Consider the following 18,809-nt stretch of genomic DNA (forward strand, 5'->3'; position numbering starts at 1 on the left):
TCGTTAACTCCTGTGGCCGGCATCGCCTATCGAAGGCGGTTCGGGAATAGCCGGTGGAACCGCCTCGGGTGCTGGCAGTGGCGGATCAATATCGCCGGCACTCAGCACTTCTTCGATCATGGGAATCAGGCGCTGTAAAAGGCGCGACTGCTTGAAAGCATCGCGGCAGGCGATACGTACATCACGATCGGGCCTGGTGGGGTTGCGTGCGGCGACGCGAAAAGCGGCGGGCACCACCGTTTCAAACTTGACGATATCGGCAATGTCATACACAAAACTAAGCGGTTTCCCCGTATGCAAAAAGCCAATAGCCGGCGCATAGCCCGCCGCCAGGATTGCCGCCTCGGTAATGCCATAAAGGCAGGCGGTGGCTGCCGATAAGCACTGGTTAGGGACATCCGAAGCGCCCCACTCAGCCGGATTGTAGCGCCGCCCGTGCCATTTAACGCCGTATTGTTTGGCTAACAGCTGATAGGTTTTCCGCACCCGCGCGCCTTCCAGCCCACGCAACTGCTCAATACTGCGCCGCGACGGTGGCTCTTCGCCAAAACGCAGCTCGAACATTTTACGCACGACTTTCAGCCGTAGAGAGTCGTCCAGTGCCAGCTTGGCTTGATATAACAGCTTGTCGGAACGGGCGCCGCCGGGCTGGCCGGCGCTGTAAAGGCGTACTCCGGCGTCTCCCACCCAAATCAACAGCGTACCTACCGTGGCCGCCAGCTTGACCGCGGCGTGTGATACGCGCGTCCCCGGCTCCAGCAGCAGGCAAGCCACTGAGCCCACGGGAATATGCATACGCTCGCCGTTGACTTCATCAATCACGACGAAGGCGCCGTCGCGCACATCAATCTGCCCCATTCCTATAAAAATCATCGACATGCGATCTTTTTCCGGAATGGGCTTCAGCGGAATAAAACCCATGCTTCCTCCCTAAGGCCGGCGCAGCAGGAACAGCCCGCAGCCAAAGGCTTTTGCGCGGCCCAGCCCGTTTGCCAGCGTTTCCATCAGAGCGCCTGGATCCTGGACTTCCAGCAAGCCTTCATAATCCACAGAAGAAAATTGCACGCGCTGGCCGCTGCCCTTATTCAGCGCATGCTGGCGATAGGCTCCCAACTCAGGCTCCACGGGCAAGATAAAACCGGCGGCCTCTGCGCGCTGGTGCAGCCAGGCGCGAGCGGCATCGTTCATGGCCTCTGTGCACGCCTCGCTTTTACGCTGACCTTTGGGGAACGGTTTTTTCGCCGCCATGAGTACATCGGCACGGCGACCGCGCTGGCCTTTTTCTGCCTTGGCGATGGTTGGGTTAGCGCGCAAACGAAACGCCAGCTGATCTCCTTGCTTAAGATCGGGTGAAAACGGCTTGATCTCAACGCTTAACAGCCCTTCTACCGCGGTAGGCTTCTGCGGTGACAGGACATAAAATAACGGCAATCCCTTGGGCACTGCCTCGTGTTCTGTCTCGTCCATTTCCTGCCGGAATAAAAACGGCCGAGCGCCTTCATGTTCGGGAAAAAGCCGCCAGAGAAGCTGGTGGGCGCTATAGGCTTCCCCCGCCATCACGTCAAACAACATGGCGCGGGAAAGGTTATTCAGATCCACCCTGATGCGCGAAAGGTACATTAGCGACTCTCCTTATCCTGCATGACACGCCGGCACTCTAGCCGGGGGCCAAACTGCCAGCGGCGACGATTCAGCGGCAGGTCCCATACGTCGTTATATTCCACGCCCACTGCGCTTCCATCTAGCTGATCGATACTGCCTTCCCAGGCATACAAGACTTGGCCGGAAAGCCGTAATGCTTTTTCGCCGGCGTCGTTACGGCCGTTCAGCGGCGGGAAGCCGCTATCCAACGCTTCTTTCAACGTTGAACAGGTGACGACTTCAGGCGCCAGCGGCGCTGCCGGCGGGCAGGCTTTACGGCCCAAGTAAAGGCAAAAATGCGGTGTTTCCAACGCCTGCTTAAGTTCAGCCAGCGTCCAATTTGCGCCGGGAGTCAACCAGAAGGCAACAGTCCAGAGCCCGTCACAGCGGTAATCACGGCTAGAGAGTATGGTTGTAAGGTCACTTTTGGGTGCACTCAGTTCTGCCTTGCGTGTGCTATAGCTGACCTTTGCTCTGGACTGTGGTGCCTGCACCGTGTGGTAGTCACGCATCAACGTACCTTCCGAGCGCTGCTTTACCGCGACCGCCAGACTTTCACCCAGCGCCTTTTGCCCTGCATCATCTTCACGGCGAATGCCCAGCGCCGCGCCGAGCAGCCCCAGCAGCGCACTTTTCCCCGGATAGGTTGCCGTGGGCCGGGTTTCACCGACGGCGGCCTCCCCCCAGCTAGCCAGGGGGGCATAGAGCCGAAATACCAGATATTCCGTCATATCAGCCCCGCTCTACTGGTCGTGCAAAAAAGCGAGCAGCTCATCAAGGCTGCCTTGTTTCGCATCACCGGTCAGCTGGGTGGTGCTATAGGCAGGCTCCGCCGACACGATAAAGCGGCTGTCAGCGCCGCTGCCGTAGGCGTTATCAAACGCTTGGGCCTGAGCTTCAAGCCGCTGAATCGCGTCCAGCGATTGGTCCTGCCCGGTGACCGGGCGCAAATACGCCATGGACAGCGAGCGCGGCTGTTGGCTGCCCTTCTCTGCCAGTACGTAGCTCGCATGTGCCCGCGAGCCAAAGCTGTTCTGCTTGCCCTTGGGTGAGGTTTTCACCGCGGCTTCTGCCAGTGCCGCAATGGCTTTATCAGCAAGATCCTGATCATCATTCAAGTTTTCGACCATCTGTTGGCGATCAATGCAGATATAGGTATAAAACAGGCCCGCACCGAATCCGGCCTCGCCGATATGCGCCGCCCCACGGTCTTCATCCCCCGGATTCAAATCGTCTACAGCGGTAAAATAATCGTCTTCTACTTCGGCGGCATGCACGGTAATCGCATGAGCCACCTGGCACGCGGCATCAACGTTATACGTCGGTACGGCGGCAAGCATGCGCCCAAACAAGGCTACATCCGCAGCAGCGGGCGTGTGGCGCAGCAGCTTCAGCTCTTCGGCCTCTGGCTCGCGGCCGTCAGCCGCCAGGGTGGCGACCAGTTTGCCGACGGCTTCGCGCTCTTCCGGCCCGACGTGTACCAGCTGCTCAATCTCGAATTCGCGTGGCTCGCCCTTGCCCACTGTGCGCAACTTGCCGAAGACACCGGCGATTTTTTCTGCACTGGCTGCCGCTGTTTTTTGCTTAACGCCCTGTTCGATCAGCTGGTCATAGGCCTCCTTGCCCAGCCGCTTAGTGCGCGTGCCCACATGGCCGGCCAGCGCTTGCTCAAAAATATCCGAGGTGCGCCAGGTACGCTTCAGGCTTTGTGACGAGACGCGCAGACGCTTAGCACCGCCCATCAGTGCGGTTTTCGGCCGCCCCAGATCGTCCCGATTCAGGTTGGCCGGCGGGTAAGAGGTCAGCAGGTGCAGTTGGATAAAATGGCTCATGATTCACTTCCTGTGGAATAAAAGAACAAGGTAATGGTGTTCGTCACTCAAGCGGGCTACGTATCATCATGGCGATAGCCCGCCGCTGCGCCGAAGTAGTCGTTGGCCAGAATGAAGCCAAAGCGGTGGGTGGGCCGTGCGGATAACGACCCGCGATGTTCACGCCACCACAGGGCGATCACATCGGCCAGCCTGACTGCGCTCATTTCGCTTCGCCCGGCCAGCGCCAGCGCGCGCCTTAGCCGCTGCACCAGCTCTTCTGGCGTGCGGCAGGTCAAAATTTGCTGAAAACGCAGCTCGCTCATGATGGGCTTGCCGGTCGAGGCCTGCTGCCCAAGGCGCGCGGCCAGCGCTTTACCCGGGGTTTCCGCACGCAGTTCGGCAAGCACCAGCGCAATACAGCTCCACTGTTCCAGCCGGGCATCAACAAACGACGACTCCACCGTGGTGCTGGGCAATGTATGCCACAGCTCGCGAAAGGCCTGGGTCAACAGGACTGCATCGAGCGCATCGCAGCGCCGCAGCGCTGCCCGTACGCCCCGCGGCAAGCCGGGCTGCGGCGTCAGCTGTTTGAGCTCCACGGGTGAAAGCGCCAGACGCTGCCACCAGCGGCGCACAGCGACGGCTTCATCTAGCGATAATGCCGCCAACGACTTGAGCTCCTGCTCCCCGACAATGAGCCGTTCTTGTGAGCTATCGGCTTCGGGCTTTTCACTCATGCCGCACCTCCTTGGGTTAACGATGACTTGTCTGCTTTGGCCGTCGACTCAAAGCCGTGCTGACTGATGAAGTCTTTAACGACTTTACTGCCTTTACTGCGGCCGCTTAAAAAGCCTTGTAGCTGGCGGCGTGCGCCCGTTGCGCGCTGCCAGTTCATATTCTCCTGAGCACCGCTCAGGGCCTGATCATCAAATATCGCAAAGGCCTGACGGCGCAGAGACAAATACCAGCTCTGGGCAATATCCGATGGCATGGCGCCCATCTCTGCTTCTTCCTGCAAGACGACGGCCAAACGTGACACCGTATGGAAAAAAGCGTCATGGGTGGCCGATAAAAACTGCTTATCAACCTGGCTCATATCCCCTTTAGCATCAGCAGGACGCTTAAACCACGCGGCCTTGATCTGATTGCGCGTGGCGCTGGCCACCTGCTGCGCCAACCCGGTTAGCTGCTGAATCCATGCCCGCAGGGTGTCCTGGCTCGACGCGGGCAGCTCCATCAGCGGCATTTCCACGCTGTACCAGCCACGCGTCTTGCCCTTATCCAGGTCGTAACCGGAGATCCATAGCCGCATCTGTTTCAACAGCGCCGGTACGTCCTCACCCCAACGGCGCTCTTCATCCACCAGCTTTTGTTTATTGCTTATGTAGTCCATTACCACGACAGCGGGCAGTGCGCCGCTGCCTTCGGGGTCGCTCAGGACAAGCCCCGGCCAATGGCGGTAGCCCAGCCCGCCGGGCTGGCCCTTCTGCGATAACGGTAGTTCCGCCGGCTTTTTCGGGTCACGCCGGTACGGCGTCAGCGGATGCAGCCAGGGGCCGTCGTAGTTTGCGCCATACGTTTTGATTTTCACCTGCCGGACCGTTCGCTCTGTGTCATGCCCGCACAGATCACAGCGGCACTGCTCATGCTCAAACAACAATCGAAAACGCCGGGGTACCGACCAATAGGCATGCAGCGGATGTACGTTTTCCGGCAACACTTTAGTGCCTTTTTTATGGCTTATGAGCGTATCCACCATCCAGAAAAATAAATCGGGAGCCTCTTGGTGCGGCGACGTCCAGCTTTGTCCCTGCTGAATCAGCCTGTTCATGGGAAGCACGTTGAGCCACAGGCGTTGCCACAGGCTGGCGTCGGCAGATTCGGGCATCACCAGCGTGGTCAGCGGCCCGCCACCCCTGAGCCCAACCAGATGACCAGCACCGCCGGCCGGCCCGTTCACTTGCATGGTAAATAGCGCCAGCGCCGCGCAGGCGTCACACATCGCGTCAACACGGCCGCGTTTGACGAAAAAATCCGTGTTATTTTTCAGCCCGTTTGCACCCGGCGCGTCAATCAGCAGAGCGCTTACGGTAGTTTCTTTTACGTCATCCAGCGGGTCGAAATCTTGCATGAAGCGCGGGCCATCGCCGTCCAGCTCAAATGCGCTTTCCAGCGGTGCAAAGGCTTGCTGTAACGCCTCAACGCTGGGCGGTTCAATCAGGTAGTCCAGCCACTCATCATGATCGGCAAGCGGCAACGCCGTTTGCAGCAGACCCAATAAAAACTGGTAGGCCCCCGCCTGAAAATCTGCCCGGGGGCAGGCCAGGTTGATCACGTCAGGATCAGCCATGGCCGCGGGCGTGCGATACTCCACTTGGCCGTTACGCAACAGGCAAGGCAGCCAGTGAGCGTCATTAAGCAGATTCATACTCTACTCCGCATAAAAATACATAAGGTTCAAAACAGTTTTTGAGTCCATTCCCCGCACGGGGGGGCTCCTCTGCTTAGCTGGTCTCGACTGTCAGTCACCCAGTCGCACGCCCCACTGTGGGCTATAGGTGCAAGCCTCATCGGCATCAACAAGCCACGGCTGTGCGTAGTGCAGCGCTTTATGCTGTTCCTGTAGTGCCTCCCACCGCTGTTGATAAGGCGTCGGTAGTACTGCCAACTTGGCTGCTTGGCTCTGGCGTAGCTTGGCTTGACTCAGCATGGCGGCGTGATGCTCACCGGAAGCCCAAAGCGTCAGGTCGCCTTCAGCGGTGCGCACCAGCAGCACGACGTTAACCGTCGGCTCGTCAATCAAGCGCGTGCCGATCTCCTGCTCCTCTTGCCACTGTTGGCCGCTGATGTAGCCGTCTTCCAGCCTGAGCGAGTTGAAGTTGGCCATGGAGGCAGCCATTTTCTGCATGCCTTTTTGCTCAAAACGCGCGTCCTGGAGCGCGTCGGGCACAAGGTCAATCACGGCCCCGTAAACACTCTCCAACAGCTGACGCGCGTCATCCGGCATCCGCAAGGCGCCAGCCTCGCGCAAGACACGCTGAGTCAGCCACATAAGAGAGGTATCGCGGTATACCGCCTGGGTCCCCGGAAGTGCCCGCTGCAGCCACTGAGCATCCGGCGAGTCGGTCCATTCAGGAGCCAAAACCTGTAATAGCGGTTCTCTGCGGGGACCCCGTGCGTGACGCTGCAAACGCCCGGCACGCTGGATTAGCAAATCAATCGGGGCGATATCGCTGATCATCAGGTCAACGTCGCAATCCAGCGACTCCTGGAAAACCTGGGTACTGATCAGTACCTGCCCGCGGCGGATATCGGGTGTGGAGTGCTTGCCCAAACGCTGGATAACATCGGCTTCAATACGCTGACGGTCGCACATGGCAAAGCGGCTATGGAAAAGCAAACAGCGCGTGGCATCGGGGTGGCGTTGTTGGATGGCTTCGAAGGCCCGAATGGCATCGTCCACGGTATTACGCACCCAGGCGACGCACTCTCCTCTAGATACCGCCTCAAGTATGGCGTCAACGCCCTGCTCTTCGTCGGTTAACCAGCCGATATCCACAGAGCGGGCAACTTCAGGCCGCGTTGCCAAAGCCGTTTCAGTCACGCCATGGGAACCTGTATGAGTCAGCAACGGAAAGTCATACTGCTGCGAGGCCTGGGGCTCCACTCCCAGACCCGCTTGCCAGGCGTGAAGCAGCTCATCACGCATACGTAGCGGCAAAGTTGCGGTTAGCAGAATGGCACTGCCGCCCTGACGGGCGTGGTAGGTCAAAAGCTGGCCGAGAAGACCCTGCATGTAGTGGTCATAAGCGTGGACTTCATCCACCACCAGCACCTTGCGTGCCAGCCCGTAGAGCCGTAATGACTGGTGCCTGAAAGGCAGCAGCGCCATCAATGCCTGGTCGATTGTCCCCACGCCCACGTCTGCCAACAGAGCCTTTTTTCGCGAGTCGGCAAGCCAGCGATTACACCGGCTGGAAGCAGTCATATCGTTGGCGGCATATTCGCCGTCTTCGGGCTGGGCATCTTCCACCGAGCCCATGAACTCATCATTGAGATCCCGAGCGCCGTGAGACAGCACCAGCGAGGGTGCAGAATCCGACGTAAAGAAATGCCGATGAAGGTTGCCCATTCGGGAGTACATGGCGTTGGATGTCGCCATGGTAGGTAGCGCGAAGTAGAGGCCCTCGCCGTGCCCCGCTGCCAGCAGCCGCTGGGTGAGTATGCAAGCTGCCTCGGTTTTTCCGGCCCCGGTCACGTCTTCAAGAATGCATAGCTGCGGCCCATCTGAAAGCGTTAGCTCTTCTGTCGCTTTTTGCAGGGGCGTCGGCGTTATCTGCGGACTATCAAACCAGCTCGCCATGCCGGTATACGGCAGGGCTTTGGGCCGGCGGGCAAAGCCCGTTCCTTTCAGCACCGCTTCAGCTCGCTTAAGCGCCAGCGTCCAGTATTCCGCTAGCGACATTTGCTCCTGACAGTACGTGAAATATTCGCGACTGGATCCGAGCCAGTCACTTAGCGTGGCCCAGCCGGCAATGGTCCAACTTAACGCTTGCAGCGTGTCGCGCCAGTCAGAAGATGACAGCTGTTCTACCGTCCAAACCGGTGGGACGATTCTCCCCCAGTCGGCAATAAAATGCCGAGCGGCCTCGACGTCATTACCGGATTCATCATGGATAAAAAACTGCTCAGCTCGGCACTGGCCGCTTTCCACCGGCTTACCGTGGTGGCCAAAAAACGGGGTGGAAAGCATGGTTAGCGTTTTACCAAGCTGCCGCCTCTGCTTGCTGGCTAGCCTACCGTGCGGCCATTGCAAAGTGTCGCACCCGAGCCATTCAATCCAGTTTGCCTGCCAAAGCACGGCACCCAAACGATCATGTCGCTCGAGATAGGTAGGAGCGTTTGCTGACGGCACCAATTCAGCGCGAGACGGTTGAAAAAGCCCTTGGAATGCCCTGGAAAACTTGCCCAGGTCGTGAATTCCCAGCCAGAAAACCAACAGCTTGCGCAATGCGTCTGGCTCAAGCCCGAGCCGGGCAGCCAGCTGCTGGGTCAACCTTTTTTCCGGTGCCAGCAAATGCCAGCCCACGGCGGCTACGTCCAGGCTGTGATAAGGCAGTAAGTGGCATTCCGCATTGCCGTCGTCAGAGGCGGCTTTTCCCCAATAAGAAAAATACGACATCGTTGCTTCCTTGCTCCGTGTACATTTTCCCTATCTAAGCATTTCTACCTACACCCGACCATTGACTCGCATCATCTTTCGCCGTGACTTCTCTGTGAAGCAAACCTCTCGCAACGCGCTGAAAAAATCGTCTCGGCAATTCCCTCGACACGTTTTGTTATGTTATAACAACGCTTCTTTTTCATGCCGATTGCATCAGCACCACCGCTGGGGAAACACCATGCACGCACAACACCGTAGCGCGGGAGCCCACGACGCTCACTCGCCCCCTCACCGGCACAATCGCGAGGGGCCGTGCCATTTTTCGTTGATGTCGCTGTCGGCAGTGCGGCGGTTGGCGCTTTGCGCCTTGCCGTTGTTGGCGTTGTGGGGTCTGGTGGCGTGGGCCGCGGGGTGGTTGTGATGGCTCAGGCGGCAAAACTCCGGCTACATAACCTGCATTTGGCTCAGGCGCGGCGCAGCGTGCTGGAGGGGCTTGACGGTGCTTTTTCCAGCGGCGCAATTACCGCGCTGATCGGCGCTAACGGGGCGGGCAAAAGCACGCTGGTACAGGCGCTGATGGGCGAGCTGCGACCGCTTTCCGGCAAGGTCGAATGCAGCGTTCCCAAGGCAAGGCGCGCCTGGTTGCCCCAGCAGCTGGCGCTGGATTTATCGTTTCCCATGAGCGTGGAAGAGCTGGTGATGACCGGCAGCTGGCCAAGCCACGGCGCGCTTAAAGGCTACTGCGCGGCGCACTACCGCCGCGGCCGCGAGATCATGACGCGGCTGGGGATTTCAGCGTTGGCGCATCGGCCGCTGGGCGAGCTTTCCGGCGGCCAGCGCCAGCGCGCCCTGATTGGCCGCACGCTGATGCAGGAAGCCGAACTTTTGCTGCTTGACGAGCCGTTTGCCAACGTCGATAGCGAGACGGTCGATATTTTGATTCCGATTATTCGCCAGATGGCCGACGACGGCGCCACGATTATCGTCGTGCTCCACGATATGGATCACCTCAAGCGCCTGGCCGATGCCGTCTTGCTGCTGCGCGATGGCCACGGCCACTGGCTGGCACCGAGCGAGGTGGCCGCGCCGTCGTATTTATCCACAGGAGGTCGCCATGCTGGATCTGCTTAACGCCTGGCTGATTGCGCCGTTCGACTACGGCTTTATGCGCCGCGCCGTGGTCGGCGGGCTGGCGCTTTCGTTGGCCGCCCCGCCGCTGGGGGTATTTCTGGTGCTGCGCGGCATGAGCCTGATTGGCGACGCCATGGCGCACGCCATTTTACCCGGCGTGGCGCTGGGCTTTTTGGTGGCGGGGTTTTCGCTGCCGATGATGAGCCTGGGCGGCGTGTTGTTTGGCCTGGCCGTGGCGCTGCTGGCCGGCGCGGTGTCGAAAATGGGCGGCCAGCGCGAGGACGCGGCCATGGCGAGCTTCTTTATTATCTCGCTCGCCGCCGGGGTGATGTTGATTTCGCTGGGCGGCAGCAGCGTCGATCTCACCCACGTGCTGTTCGGCTCGGTGCTGGCGATCAATTCAACGGCGCTGGTGCTGATTGCAACGATCAGCAGCGCGATTGTGATCACGCTGGCGGTGATTTTTCGCGCGCTGGTGGTGGAATGCCTCGACCCGCTGTTTTTGCGCGGCCAGAGCCGGCGCAGCGGCTGGGTGCACAGCGTGTTTCTGGGGCTTCTGGTGCTGAACCTGACCGCCGGCTTTCAAACGCTGGGCACGCTGATGGCGGTGGGCCTGATGATGCTGCCGGCCACGTCGGCACGCTTCTGGAGCAAGCGGCTGGAGGGGCTGATGGGGATCGCCGTAGTCCTGGCAATGCTGTCGAGCACCGGCGGGCTATTGCTCTCGTTCCATCTGGACTTGCCGTCCGGCCCGAGCATTATCCTGCTCGCCGGGGCGGGGTATTTTTTCTCGGCGCTGTTTGGCCGCTACCACAGCCTGGCCGCCCGCTGGCGGCGCAAGGCCACACCGCTGGTGCACGATTAATCCAAGGAGCTTTTTTATGCGTTTATCTTCCGTTTTGCGCTGGGCAACCGGTACCGCTTTTCTGCTGGCATTACCCGCCACTATCACCACTGCGATGGCCGCCGAGCGCCTTCAGGTCGTCACCAGCTTTTCCATTCTGGCCGATATGGTCGACAACGTCGGTGGCGAGCACGTCGAGGTGACGTCGCTGATCGGTGCGGATAGCGATGCCCACAGCTATTCACCCAGCCCGGGCGATGTGCGCACGCTGTCTCACGCCGGATTGGTGGTGTTCAACGGCCTGCGCTTTGAAGGCTGGATGGAGCGACTGCTTGATACCAGCGGCTATAAAGGCACGCTGGTGACCGCGACCGACGGCATTACCCCGCTGATGAACGATGGCCACGATCATGATGCGCATCATGAGCATGATCACGAGGAGCACCACGGCCATGGACACGACGGTCACGATCAGGGCACGGCAGACCCCCACGCCTGGCAGGACATGACCCGCGCGCGCACTTACGTCACCAACATCCGCGACGGGCTGATCGCCGCCGACAGCGATCACGCCACCGACTACCGCGCCAATGCCAAACACTATCTGGATGAGCTGGCCAGCGCCGATACCGAGATCCGCCAGCTGCTGAGCGACGTACCCGCGGATACCGCGGTGATTACCGGCCACGACTCGTTTGGCTACTTTGCCGGTGCCTATGGCCTGCGCTTTCTGGCGCCCGAGGGGCTTGCCACCACGGCCGATCCCAGCGCCGCACGCATGGCCGAGCTTGTGGATGTCATCAAACAACAGCGTGTACAGGCCCTGTTTCACGAGAACATGACCAGCCCCGTGGCCGTTACCCAGCTGGCCGAAGAAACCGACCTGTCCGTGGCCGGCACGCTGTACACCGGGGCTTTGGCACAAAAGGGCGAGGCATCCAGCTACATCGGCATGATGCGCCATAATGCCCGGGTACTCCATGAGGCGCTGGCGGACGACTAAGCGGCGGCGCACGCCGATTCAGCCGGGATTGATCCCGCTGATAAACGGCGCCAGGGTGATCAGCGCGATCAATAGCACCGCCACGATCACCAGCGTAACCTGCAGCGGATGTGCCAGAAACCGGCGCCATTGCGTCGGTTTCTCGCCGCGTTGAACCGCATCGGCATATTCCTGCCTGGCTTGTGCCAGGCGTTCGCGCTGGTAGTCGGCCAGCGCCGCCTTGGCCGCCTCCCGCTGGTGCTCGTTGCGCAGCCAGATGGCATCCACGCCCATGCGAAACATGCCCGCTTGGGTCTCGTAAGTGTCGAAGCCGCGATCGTCCAACAGTTGGCGCACTTCCTGCGCTTCCTCGTCGGTGACATGGCGCAGGCGAAACAGCAGCAGCGCCATGGTTAATCGCCCTTGCCGGCCATACGGTCGGCCTGCACCACCTCGATCCAATAGCCGTCGGGGTCCTTGATGAAGATGACGTCTTTCATCTTGCCCTGATCGGCACGCTTGATGAAGGTGGCGTCGTGGGCGTCAAACCAGGCCTGCGCCGCCTCCAGATTGGGTACGCTGATGCAGATATGGCCAAAGCCCTGAGGTTCGGCGTTGCCGTCGTGGTAGGCAAAATCGGCATCGTCTTCGGTACCCCAGTTGTGGGTCAGCTCGAGAATGCCGGTCTGGCTGAACGTCCATGCGGTGCGCGCGGCCACGTCTTCGGGCACGGCGTGGCTCTCTTCGACGTGGGCGAGAAAATACAGCGAGAAGCTCATCTCGTCGAAATCCAGCCGGCGCATTACCTGCATGCCCAGCACCCGGGAATAAAACGCCAGCGCGCGAGCGGGATCCTTGATCCTCAGCATGGTGTGGTTGAAACGGAACCCTTGCGTTTCAACCGGCGTGGGGGCGATCCCGGGATGCGATTCTCCGTGAAACGACATGCACTCTCTCCTTTACCGTTACCTGTATATTAGGCTACACGCCTCACTTTACCTTAACAGCCGCACCGACGGGAGGACTGGCATGACCTTATCCACACCCGGGCGCCACCTTGATGCCCTGCAACAGCGTACGCCGCTGGTCCACTGCATCACCAACTTTGTCGCCATGAACTCAAGCGCCAACATACTGCTGGCCGTTGGCGCCTCGCCGGCGATGCTTCACGCCCGCGAAGAAGTCAGCGAATTTGTGCCGCTGGCCGGCGCACTGTCGATCAACATCGGCACCGTTAGTCCCGATTTCGCCGAAGCGATGCTTGACGCCACGCGCGCCGCCCACCAGACCGCCACGCCCTGGGTACTCGACCCCGTGGCCGTGGGCGCAACCCGCTACCGCCAGCGTCTGTGCGCCGAGCTGCTCGAACACGCGCCCAGCCTGATTCGCGGCAATGCATCAGAGATTTTATGCCTGAATGGCATCGCCAACCCGGGCCGCGGGGTAGACAGCACCGCCAGCCCCGACCAAGCCCGCGACGCCGCCGTTGAGCTGGCCCGCCGCCAAAACTGCCTGGTGGGCGTCAGCGGTGAGGTTGATCTGATCACTGACGGCGAGCGCATCGTGCACATCAGCGGCGGGCACGCGCTGATGCCACGTATTACCACCCTGGGCTGCGGGTTAAGCGCCACCGCCGCGGCATTTCTGGCCGTCGCCGACGACTCCCCTTCAGGCCGGCTTACCGCAACGACCGCGGCCTTTGGCTGCTTTTCGCTGGCCGGCGAGCGCGCCGGTGCCCAGGCCGCAGGCCCCGGCAGTTTTACCGCGCCGTTCCTTGATGCGCTTTATCAACTTACCCCACACGACCTTGATACCCACCTCGTTATGGAGACCCGCAATGCACTTTGATTTATCCGTTTATTTGGTGACCGATGCCACGCTATGCGGCGACGCCGGCGTTGAGCATACCGTGGAAGAGGCCGTGGCCGGCGGTGTCACGATTATCCAGCTGCGCGACAAGCATGCCTCGGACGAGGCCATGATCGAGCAGGCTCGGCGGCTGAAAAACGCGCTGGAGGACTACGCTGAACTCACCGGCCGCTATGTGCCGCTGATCATCAACGACCGACTGAACGTGGCGCTGGAAAGCGGCGCCGACGGCCTGCACGTGGGCCAGAGCGATACCGCCGCACAGGATGCGCGGGACGCCATGGGCGAAGACGCGATTATCGGGCTGTCGATCAACAATGCCGAGCAGCTCGCCGCCGCGCCGGTCGCGTTACTCGATTACGTCGGGCTGGGGCCGGTGTTTGCCACCCAAAGCAAGCAGGATCACGCAGCACCCATTGGTTTTGACGGGCTGGCCGCGCTGGCAGCTGCCTGCCCGCTGCCCGGCGTGGCAATTGGCGGGGTAAAAGTCGAACACGTTGAGGCGGTCAAACAAAGCGGCGCCCACGGCATGGCGGTGGTCTCGGCCATTTGCGGCCAGCCCTCGCCACATGACGCCGCCAAAGCGCTAGCGCAAAAGTGGCAGGCGGCGCCGACAAAAGCCTGAGGATTTGCTGAAACGCCAGGCACCGGGGCGGCGACTGCCTTGTCAGCCCTCGCGCTACAGGCTGGCGTTGACCACCATGCAGTCCATGCCTTCGGCCTTCAGCCGCTGACAGGCCTGACGTGCCTGAGTCTCACCCAGCGCTACCAGCCGCGCACGAAACACCCGCTGAGGGCCGTCCAGCGCGTCCACCGATATCTCGCCACCGACGCTGCGGGGCAACTGATTGGCGGCCTGATGGGCCAGTCGCCGAGCGTTTGCCTGCTCGCTGAACGCGCCTACCTGAATGCCCCAGCCGCCGGTGGCATCACCCATCGCCGGCGTATTGCGCGCGGCCAGCTGCTTGAGCGGCTCGGGCTCGGGTGCCGGTGCGGCGGCTTCCACGGTATTCACCGCGGCGAGCATCGGCTGTGTCGAACGCGGCGCTGGCTGCACCGGCTCGCGTACCGGAGCGACAGGACCAAACTCCATGAACTCGCGTGAAAACCGCGTATCAGCAAGCCAGGTGGCCCGATCACGCAGCGAGGCGCGGGCAAAGCTGCGGTCAAGCAGATCGGTCATGTGGGTGTCGCGGGAGCCGGAAGAAAAGCCGCCCATCACCACGCCCACCATGCGCCGGCCGTCATGCACGGCCGTGGTCGCCACGTTAAAGCCCGAGGCACGAATAAACCCGGTTTTGAGCCCGTCGGCACCAGGATAGTTTTTCACCAGGCGGTTATGGCTGGTATGGGTCGTGCCCCGGTAGGAAAACGTCTGCAAACCAAAGTAGTGATAGTACTGGGGAAAGTCCTGCATGACGCGTACGGCAAGCGTCAGCAGGTCGCGGGCGCTGGTGGCCTGCCGGTCATCGGGCAGCCCCGACGCATTGCGAAAGGTGGTATCGCTCATGCCAAGCTCCCGGGCCTTTTGCGTCATCCGCCGAGCAAACTGGGTCTCGCTTTCGCCCAGCGCTTCGGCCAGCACCACCGCGACGTCGTTGGCAGATTTTACCGTTAGTGCTCGAATAGCCTTGTCCACGCTGATACTGCTGCCCTTGGCCAGCCACAGCTTCGAGGCCGGCATCGCCGCCGCCGCGCCGGAAACCCCCAGCGGCTGGTCAAGCGTCAGCTCGTTGTCCACCAGCGCTTCAAACGTCAGATACAGCGTCATCATCTTGGTCAATGAGGCCGGATAACGGCGGGCGTCGGCGTTTTCCGCATAGAGCACTTCGCCGTTATCCATATCCACCACAATGCCCGCGTAGCGCGGGTTAGCGGCCTGGGCACTGCTGCCGATCAGCAGCGCGGCCAATAGCAAAACAACGGCCAGCGCCCATCGTTCAAGAGGTTTGCGGCGGGTCGGCGTGACAGTCATTGGCGCGTGTGGCATGGTCAGTCCCCCAGGGTAGGCGCGGGCGGCACGATAAATCGATAAGTACGGTATCAATCTTAGAGATACCGTATCTAAACGCAAAAAAACCGGCCGAACAATCCATTATGGTTAATCCATCATGGAAGGTTCGGACCGGTTTTCGCTTGCGGCGAGGCAAACGCAGCGTATTACTCTTCTGCGGCTGCTTCCACCACGGGGCGGTCAACAAGCTCGACGTACGCCATGGGCGCGTTGTCGCCGGTGCGGAAACCGCACTTGAGAATACGGACGTAACCGCCCGGACGCTCGGCGTAACGCGGACCCAGCTCGTTGAACAGTTTGCCCACGGTTTCTTGCGAACGTGTGCGGGCAAATGCCAGACGGCGGTTGGCGACGCTGTCCTGCTTGGACAAAGTGATCAGCGGCTCGATAACGCGACGCAGCTCTTTGGCCTTGGGCAGGGTTGTCTTGATCATTTCATGCTCGACCAGCGAGGCTGACATGTTCTTGAACATGGCCTTGCGGTGCGTGCTATTGCGGTTTAATTGACGACCACTCTTACGATGACGCATGGTTGTAATTCCTTACCAAACTGGGACTTGAGGCGACGCTCACGCGGAGGTCTTGTCGTCCTTCAGGCTAGCGGGCGGCCAGTTTTCCAGCCGCATGCCCAGCGACAAGCCGCGCGCTGCTAGAACATCCTTGATTTCATTCAAGGACTTTTTGCCGAGATTAGGTGTTTTCAACAGCTCCACTTCAGTGCGCTGAATCAGATCACCGATGTAGTAGATGTTTTCGGCTTTCAAGCAGTTCGCGCTGCGGACGGTCAGCTCAAGATCGTCTACGGGGCGCAGAAGGGTCGGATCAACGTGATCCTCTTCTTCCTCGACTTCCTGCTCTTTGTCGGCTTTCAGATCGACGAAGGCGGCCAGCTGCTCTTGCAGGATGGTCGCACTGCGGCGGATAGCCTCTTCCGGATCCAATGTGCCATCGGTTTCCAGATCGATAATCAGCTTATCGAGGTCGGTACGCTGCTCGACACGAGCGGCTTCGACGGCATAGGAAACACGACGCACGGGGCTGAAAGTGGCATCCAGCTGCAGGCGGCCAATGGCACGGGTCTCTTCATCAGAGTCGCGCACGTCGGCCGGCTCGTAGCCACGCCCCAGCGCCACCTTGAGCTGAATGTTCAGCTCGGCACCTTCGTTAACGTGTGCGATGACGTGTTCCGGATTGACGATATCGACGCTATGATCAAGCGCAATATCGCCAGCGGTAACGACGGCCGGGCCCTGCTTGTTCAGCGAGAGCACCGCCTCGTCCCGGCTGTGCATCTTGATCGCAACATCTTTCAAGTTCAGGAGGATTTCAATGACATCTTCCTGCACCCCTTCAAGCGCACTGTATTCGTGCTCGACGCCTTTGATCTCGGCTTCCACCACGGCAGCACCGGGCATGGACGAGAGCAGAATGCGACGCAGTGCATTCCCCAGGGTGTGGCCAAAGCCGCGCTCAAACGGTTCGAGCACGATCTTGGCGTGATGTGCGCTGATTTCTTCGACCTTGATATCGCGAGGACGGAGAAACTCTGTCACTGAACGCTGCATAAGAACACCTTTCAGGCTGCCAAACGGATACATGGTACTCGATTCGCCCGGGCAGTGCGCACATGGCGACGGCCCAGGCGAAAGAAGCTGACTATTAACGGATTAACAGTGCTTACTTCGAGTACAGCTCGACGATCAGGTTTTCGTTGATGTCGGCAGACAGGTCACCGCGTTCAGGCAGAGCCTTGAAAGTGCCTTCCATCTTCTTGGCATCAGTTTCAATCCAAACCACATCGCCGCGGTTGGCCGCCAGTGTCAGTGCGCTCTGGATGCGAACCTGATTCTTCGCCTTTTCGCGAATGGCAACCACGTCGCCCGGCTTCACCTGGTAGGAAGCCACGTTGACGGTTCTACCGTTCACGGAAATCGCCTTGTGGCTGACCAGCTGACGCGCTTCAGAGCGAGTCGAGCCAAAGCCAATGCGGTAGACGACGTTGTCCAGTCGGGCTTCGAGCAGCTGCAACAACACTTCGCCGGTCGCGCCTTTGTTGCGCGCCGCGCTCTTGTAGTAGTTGCGGAACTGCTTTTCGAGTACGCCATACATACGGCGTACTTTCTGCTTCTCGCGAAGCTGCAAGCCGTAGTCGGAAAGACGCTGACGGCGCTGGCCGTGTACACCCGGAATCTGCTCGGATTTACACTTTTTCTCGAAGGGAGTCACGCCACTCTTTAAAAAGAGGTCCGTGCCTTCACGACGAGATAATTTGCACTTCGGTCCAATATAACGGGCCATGAATCTGTCTCCTTAAACGCGGCGTTTCTTCGGCGGACGGCAGCCATTGTGGGGGATGGGCGTCGCGTCGATGATGCTTTGCACGCGGAAGCCGGCGGCATTCAGTGCGCGCACGGCGGATTCACGACCGGGACCGGGGCCTTTGACCAGCACGTCGACGTTTTTCACACCATACTCGGCTGCAGCAGTCGCTGCACGTTCACTTGCTACTTGAGCAGCGAACGGGGTGCTCTTACGAGAACCACGAAAACCCGAACCACCGGCGGTCGCCCAGGAAAGAGCGTTGCCCTGGCGGTCTGTGATCGTCACGATCGTGTTGTTAAAAGAGGCATGGATATGCGCAACGGCATCCACTACCTGCTTTTTAACCTTTTTGCGGTTACTACGCGGGTTAGCCATGTTGATGTCTATTCCTGTCTTTACGCCAGAACGTGCGTGTTATTTGCGGATCGGCTTACGCGGGCCCTTACGGGTACGCGCGTTAGTCTTGGTCCGCTGACCACGCAGCGGAAGACTACGACGATGACGCAGACCACGGTAGCAACCCAAGTCCATGAGACGCTTGATGTTAAGCGTGACATCACGGCGAAGGTCGCCTTCTACGGTGTACTTGCCAACTTCAGAACGCAGGGTGTCGACTTCTTCAGAAGACAGCCCCTGGATCTTGGCAGTCGGCGCAACACCCGCGGCGGCACAGATGTGCTCCGCGCGTGTACGGCCGATCCCGAAGATATAGGTCAGCGAGATCGCCGCATGCTTGTTGTCCGGGATATTGACGCCTGCAATACGGGCCATCAGCTTACTCCGAAATATGAGCGGCTTGCTCGTTGTTCATCTTTAAAAGGCGCAACAGCATACCCCATTAACCGCCCCCGTGCAACTGCACGGTGCGTGGGGTATGCCGGCACCCGGCTAAAATCAGCTCCGGGGATTAACCCTGGCGCTGTTTGTGCCGCGGTTCGCTGCAAATGACGCGGACGGCGCCATTGCGACGAATAATCTTGCAGTTACGGCACATCTTTTTTACGGAAGCTCGAACTTTCATCGTTCTT

At 60.1% G+C, this 18,809-nt stretch carries 21 protein-coding genes; 5 read left to right on the plus strand and 16 right to left on the minus strand.

Annotated features, from left to right (window positions below):
• Nucleotides 1–3: 3 nt before the first annotated feature.
• The 7 genes from cas1e to B5495_RS07735 form a co-directional block, all read right to left on the minus strand.
• Nucleotides 4–921 (minus strand): type I-E CRISPR-associated endonuclease Cas1e, encoded by a 918-nt coding sequence (gene cas1e / locus B5495_RS07705; RefSeq protein ID WP_079552691.1) that lies wholly within the window; start codon nucleotides 919–921, stop codon nucleotides 4–6.
• A gap of 9 nt (nucleotides 922–930) precedes the next feature.
• Nucleotides 931–1,620 carry a type I-E CRISPR-associated protein Cas6/Cse3/CasE gene (cas6e, locus tag B5495_RS07710; RefSeq protein ID WP_079552692.1) on the minus strand — a complete coding sequence of 230 codons (690 nt, stop codon included), beginning with the start codon at nucleotides 1,618–1,620 and terminating at the stop codon, nucleotides 931–933.
• The gene (cas5e, locus tag B5495_RS07715) at nucleotides 1,620–2,372 is read right to left on the minus strand and encodes a type I-E CRISPR-associated protein Cas5/CasD (RefSeq protein WP_079552694.1); all 753 of its coding nucleotides are present in this window, start codon (nucleotides 2,370–2,372) and stop codon (nucleotides 1,620–1,622) included. Before cas5e ends, cas6e begins: the two co-directional genes overlap by 1 nt.
• A gap of 12 nt (nucleotides 2,373–2,384) precedes the next feature.
• Nucleotides 2,385–3,473 (minus strand): type I-E CRISPR-associated protein Cas7/Cse4/CasC, encoded by a 1,089-nt coding sequence (cas7e, locus tag B5495_RS07720; RefSeq protein ID WP_079552695.1) that lies wholly within the window; start codon nucleotides 3,471–3,473, stop codon nucleotides 2,385–2,387.
• A 56-nt stretch (nucleotides 3,474–3,529) separates the two neighbouring features.
• Complete coding sequence (gene casB, locus B5495_RS07725; protein WP_079552697.1) at nucleotides 3,530–4,192, minus strand: type I-E CRISPR-associated protein Cse2/CasB; 663 nt, start codon at nucleotides 4,190–4,192, stop codon at nucleotides 3,530–3,532.
• Nucleotides 4,189–5,883 (minus strand): type I-E CRISPR-associated protein Cse1/CasA, encoded by a 1,695-nt coding sequence (gene casA / locus B5495_RS07730; RefSeq protein WP_079552698.1) that lies wholly within the window; start codon nucleotides 5,881–5,883, stop codon nucleotides 4,189–4,191. The genes casB and casA overlap by 4 nt, the downstream gene beginning before the upstream one ends.
• Nucleotides 5,884–5,976: 93 nt before the next feature.
• Nucleotides 5,977–8,637, minus strand: a complete 2,661-nt coding sequence (locus B5495_RS07735) for a CRISPR-associated helicase/endonuclease Cas3 (protein WP_079552700.1) — start codon at nucleotides 8,635–8,637, stop codon at nucleotides 5,977–5,979.
• A gap of 402 nt (nucleotides 8,638–9,039) precedes the next feature.
• On the opposite strand from B5495_RS07735, the gene B5495_RS07745 reads away from it, so the two are divergent.
• The 3 genes from B5495_RS07745 to B5495_RS07755 are packed head-to-tail and all read left to right on the plus strand — an operon-like array spanning nucleotide 9,040 to nucleotide 11,597.
• Nucleotides 9,040–9,750, plus strand: coding sequence for a metal ABC transporter ATP-binding protein (locus B5495_RS07745; RefSeq protein ID WP_079552704.1), 711 nt, complete (start codon nucleotides 9,040–9,042; stop codon nucleotides 9,748–9,750).
• Nucleotides 9,734–10,615, plus strand: coding sequence for a metal ABC transporter permease (locus tag B5495_RS07750; RefSeq protein WP_079552706.1), 882 nt, complete (start codon nucleotides 9,734–9,736; stop codon nucleotides 10,613–10,615). The genes B5495_RS07745 and B5495_RS07750 overlap by 17 nt, the downstream gene beginning before the upstream one ends.
• A gap of 16 nt (nucleotides 10,616–10,631) precedes the next feature.
• Nucleotides 10,632–11,597: a metal ABC transporter solute-binding protein, Zn/Mn family gene (locus tag B5495_RS07755; protein ID WP_079552707.1), complete on the plus strand. Its 966-nt coding sequence runs from the start codon at nucleotides 10,632–10,634 to the stop codon at nucleotides 11,595–11,597.
• A gap of 18 nt (nucleotides 11,598–11,615) precedes the next feature.
• Here the strand turns inward: B5495_RS07755 and B5495_RS07760 are convergent, their stop codons facing one another.
• Together B5495_RS07760 and gloA are read right to left on the minus strand one after the other, a co-directional pair.
• Nucleotides 11,616–11,987, minus strand: coding sequence for a DUF6164 family protein (locus B5495_RS07760; protein ID WP_079552709.1), 372 nt, complete (start codon nucleotides 11,985–11,987; stop codon nucleotides 11,616–11,618).
• Nucleotides 11,988–11,989: 2 nt separating this feature from the next.
• Complete coding sequence (gloA, locus tag B5495_RS07765) at nucleotides 11,990–12,523, minus strand: lactoylglutathione lyase (RefSeq protein ID WP_079552711.1); 534 nt, start codon at nucleotides 12,521–12,523, stop codon at nucleotides 11,990–11,992.
• Between the two features lie 82 nt (nucleotides 12,524–12,605).
• Between gloA and thiM the strand changes: the two genes are divergently transcribed.
• Both thiM and thiE read left to right on the plus strand, forming a co-directional pair.
• On the plus strand, nucleotides 12,606–13,424 hold the full coding sequence (gene thiM, locus B5495_RS07770) for a hydroxyethylthiazole kinase (RefSeq protein ID WP_079552713.1): 819 nt from the start codon (nucleotides 12,606–12,608) through the stop codon (nucleotides 13,422–13,424).
• Nucleotides 13,414–14,070 carry a thiamine phosphate synthase gene (gene thiE, locus B5495_RS07775; protein ID WP_079552715.1) on the plus strand — a complete coding sequence of 219 codons (657 nt, stop codon included), beginning with the start codon at nucleotides 13,414–13,416 and terminating at the stop codon, nucleotides 14,068–14,070. Before thiM ends, thiE begins: the two co-directional genes overlap by 11 nt.
• Before the next feature lie 54 nt (nucleotides 14,071–14,124).
• On the opposite strand, the gene B5495_RS07780 is transcribed toward thiE, so the two are convergent.
• From B5495_RS07780 to rpmJ, 7 genes are all read right to left on the minus strand, one after another.
• Nucleotides 14,125–15,435, minus strand: coding sequence for a D-alanyl-D-alanine carboxypeptidase (locus B5495_RS07780; RefSeq protein WP_231897134.1), 1,311 nt, complete (start codon nucleotides 15,433–15,435; stop codon nucleotides 14,125–14,127).
• A gap of 170 nt (nucleotides 15,436–15,605) precedes the next feature.
• A complete protein-coding gene (gene rplQ / locus B5495_RS07785; RefSeq protein ID WP_079552718.1) occupies nucleotides 15,606–15,989 on the minus strand; it encodes a 50S ribosomal protein L17 in 384 nt (127 codons plus the stop codon).
• 39 nt (nucleotides 15,990–16,028) lie between these two features.
• Nucleotides 16,029–17,024, minus strand: a complete 996-nt coding sequence (locus B5495_RS07790) for a DNA-directed RNA polymerase subunit alpha (RefSeq protein ID WP_079552720.1) — start codon at nucleotides 17,022–17,024, stop codon at nucleotides 16,029–16,031.
• Nucleotides 17,025–17,136: 112 nt separating this feature from the next.
• Nucleotides 17,137–17,757, minus strand: a complete 621-nt coding sequence (gene rpsD, locus B5495_RS07795) for a 30S ribosomal protein S4 (RefSeq protein WP_079552722.1) — start codon at nucleotides 17,755–17,757, stop codon at nucleotides 17,137–17,139.
• A gap of 12 nt (nucleotides 17,758–17,769) precedes the next feature.
• Nucleotides 17,770–18,156 (minus strand): 30S ribosomal protein S11, encoded by a 387-nt coding sequence (rpsK, locus tag B5495_RS07800; RefSeq protein ID WP_027337525.1) that lies wholly within the window; start codon nucleotides 18,154–18,156, stop codon nucleotides 17,770–17,772.
• 39 nt (nucleotides 18,157–18,195) lie between these two features.
• On the minus strand, nucleotides 18,196–18,552 hold the full coding sequence (gene rpsM / locus B5495_RS07805; RefSeq protein WP_079552724.1) for a 30S ribosomal protein S13: 357 nt from the start codon (nucleotides 18,550–18,552) through the stop codon (nucleotides 18,196–18,198).
• A 136-nt stretch (nucleotides 18,553–18,688) separates the two neighbouring features.
• Nucleotides 18,689–18,802 carry a 50S ribosomal protein L36 gene (gene rpmJ, locus B5495_RS07810; RefSeq protein WP_008959154.1) on the minus strand — a complete coding sequence of 38 codons (114 nt, stop codon included), beginning with the start codon at nucleotides 18,800–18,802 and terminating at the stop codon, nucleotides 18,689–18,691.
• Between the last annotated feature and the right edge of the window lie 7 nt (nucleotides 18,803–18,809).

Source organism: Vreelandella subglaciescola, assembly GCF_900142895.1.
Lineage (GTDB): Bacteria > Pseudomonadota > Gammaproteobacteria > Pseudomonadales > Halomonadaceae > Vreelandella > Vreelandella subglaciescola.

Bases quoted from the DNA above. Each gene is read 5' to 3' on its own strand.
- casA (WP_079552698.1), bottom strand. From the start codon at position 5,883: ATGAATCTGCTTAATGACGCTCACTGGCTGCCTTGCCTGTTGCGTAAC.
- cas1e (WP_079552691.1), bottom strand. From the start codon at position 921: ATGGGTTTTATTCCGCTGAAGCCCATTCCGGAAAAAGATCGCATGTCG.
- cas5e (WP_079552694.1), bottom strand. From the start codon at position 2,372: ATGACGGAATATCTGGTATTTCGGCTCTATGCCCCCCTGGCTAGCTGG.
- B5495_RS07780 (WP_231897134.1), bottom strand. From the start codon at position 15,435: ATGCCACACGCGCCAATGACTGTCACGCCGACCCGCCGCAAACCTCTT.
- B5495_RS07790 (WP_079552720.1), bottom strand. From the start codon at position 17,024: ATGCAGCGTTCAGTGACAGAGTTTCTCCGTCCTCGCGATATCAAGGTC.
- cas6e (WP_079552692.1), bottom strand. From the start codon at position 1,620: ATGTACCTTTCGCGCATCAGGGTGGATCTGAATAACCTTTCCCGCGCC.
- rpsD (WP_079552722.1), bottom strand. From the start codon at position 17,757: ATGGCCCGTTATATTGGACCGAAGTGCAAATTATCTCGTCGTGAAGGC.
- B5495_RS07735 (WP_079552700.1), bottom strand. From the start codon at position 8,637: ATGTCGTATTTTTCTTATTGGGGAAAAGCCGCCTCTGACGACGGCAAT.
- rpsK (WP_027337525.1), bottom strand. From the start codon at position 18,156: ATGGCTAACCCGCGTAGTAACCGCAAAAAGGTTAAAAAGCAGGTAGTG.
- thiM (WP_079552713.1), top strand. From the start codon at position 12,606: ATGACCTTATCCACACCCGGGCGCCACCTTGATGCCCTGCAACAGCGT.
- B5495_RS07755 (WP_079552707.1), top strand. From the start codon at position 10,632: ATGCGTTTATCTTCCGTTTTGCGCTGGGCAACCGGTACCGCTTTTCTG.
- rpsM (WP_079552724.1), bottom strand. From the start codon at position 18,552: ATGGCCCGTATTGCAGGCGTCAATATCCCGGACAACAAGCATGCGGCG.
- B5495_RS07745 (WP_079552704.1), top strand. From the start codon at position 9,040: ATGGCTCAGGCGGCAAAACTCCGGCTACATAACCTGCATTTGGCTCAG.
- B5495_RS07760 (WP_079552709.1), bottom strand. From the start codon at position 11,987: ATGGCGCTGCTGCTGTTTCGCCTGCGCCATGTCACCGACGAGGAAGCG.
- B5495_RS07750 (WP_079552706.1), top strand. From the start codon at position 9,734: ATGCTGGATCTGCTTAACGCCTGGCTGATTGCGCCGTTCGACTACGGC.
- rpmJ (WP_008959154.1), bottom strand. From the start codon at position 18,802: ATGAAAGTTCGAGCTTCCGTAAAAAAGATGTGCCGTAACTGCAAGATT.
- cas7e (WP_079552695.1), bottom strand. From the start codon at position 3,473: ATGAGCCATTTTATCCAACTGCACCTGCTGACCTCTTACCCGCCGGCC.
- casB (WP_079552697.1), bottom strand. From the start codon at position 4,192: ATGAGTGAAAAGCCCGAAGCCGATAGCTCACAAGAACGGCTCATTGTC.
- rplQ (WP_079552718.1), bottom strand. From the start codon at position 15,989: ATGCGTCATCGTAAGAGTGGTCGTCAATTAAACCGCAATAGCACGCAC.
- thiE (WP_079552715.1), top strand. From the start codon at position 13,414: ATGCACTTTGATTTATCCGTTTATTTGGTGACCGATGCCACGCTATGC.
- gloA (WP_079552711.1), bottom strand. From the start codon at position 12,523: ATGTCGTTTCACGGAGAATCGCATCCCGGGATCGCCCCCACGCCGGTT.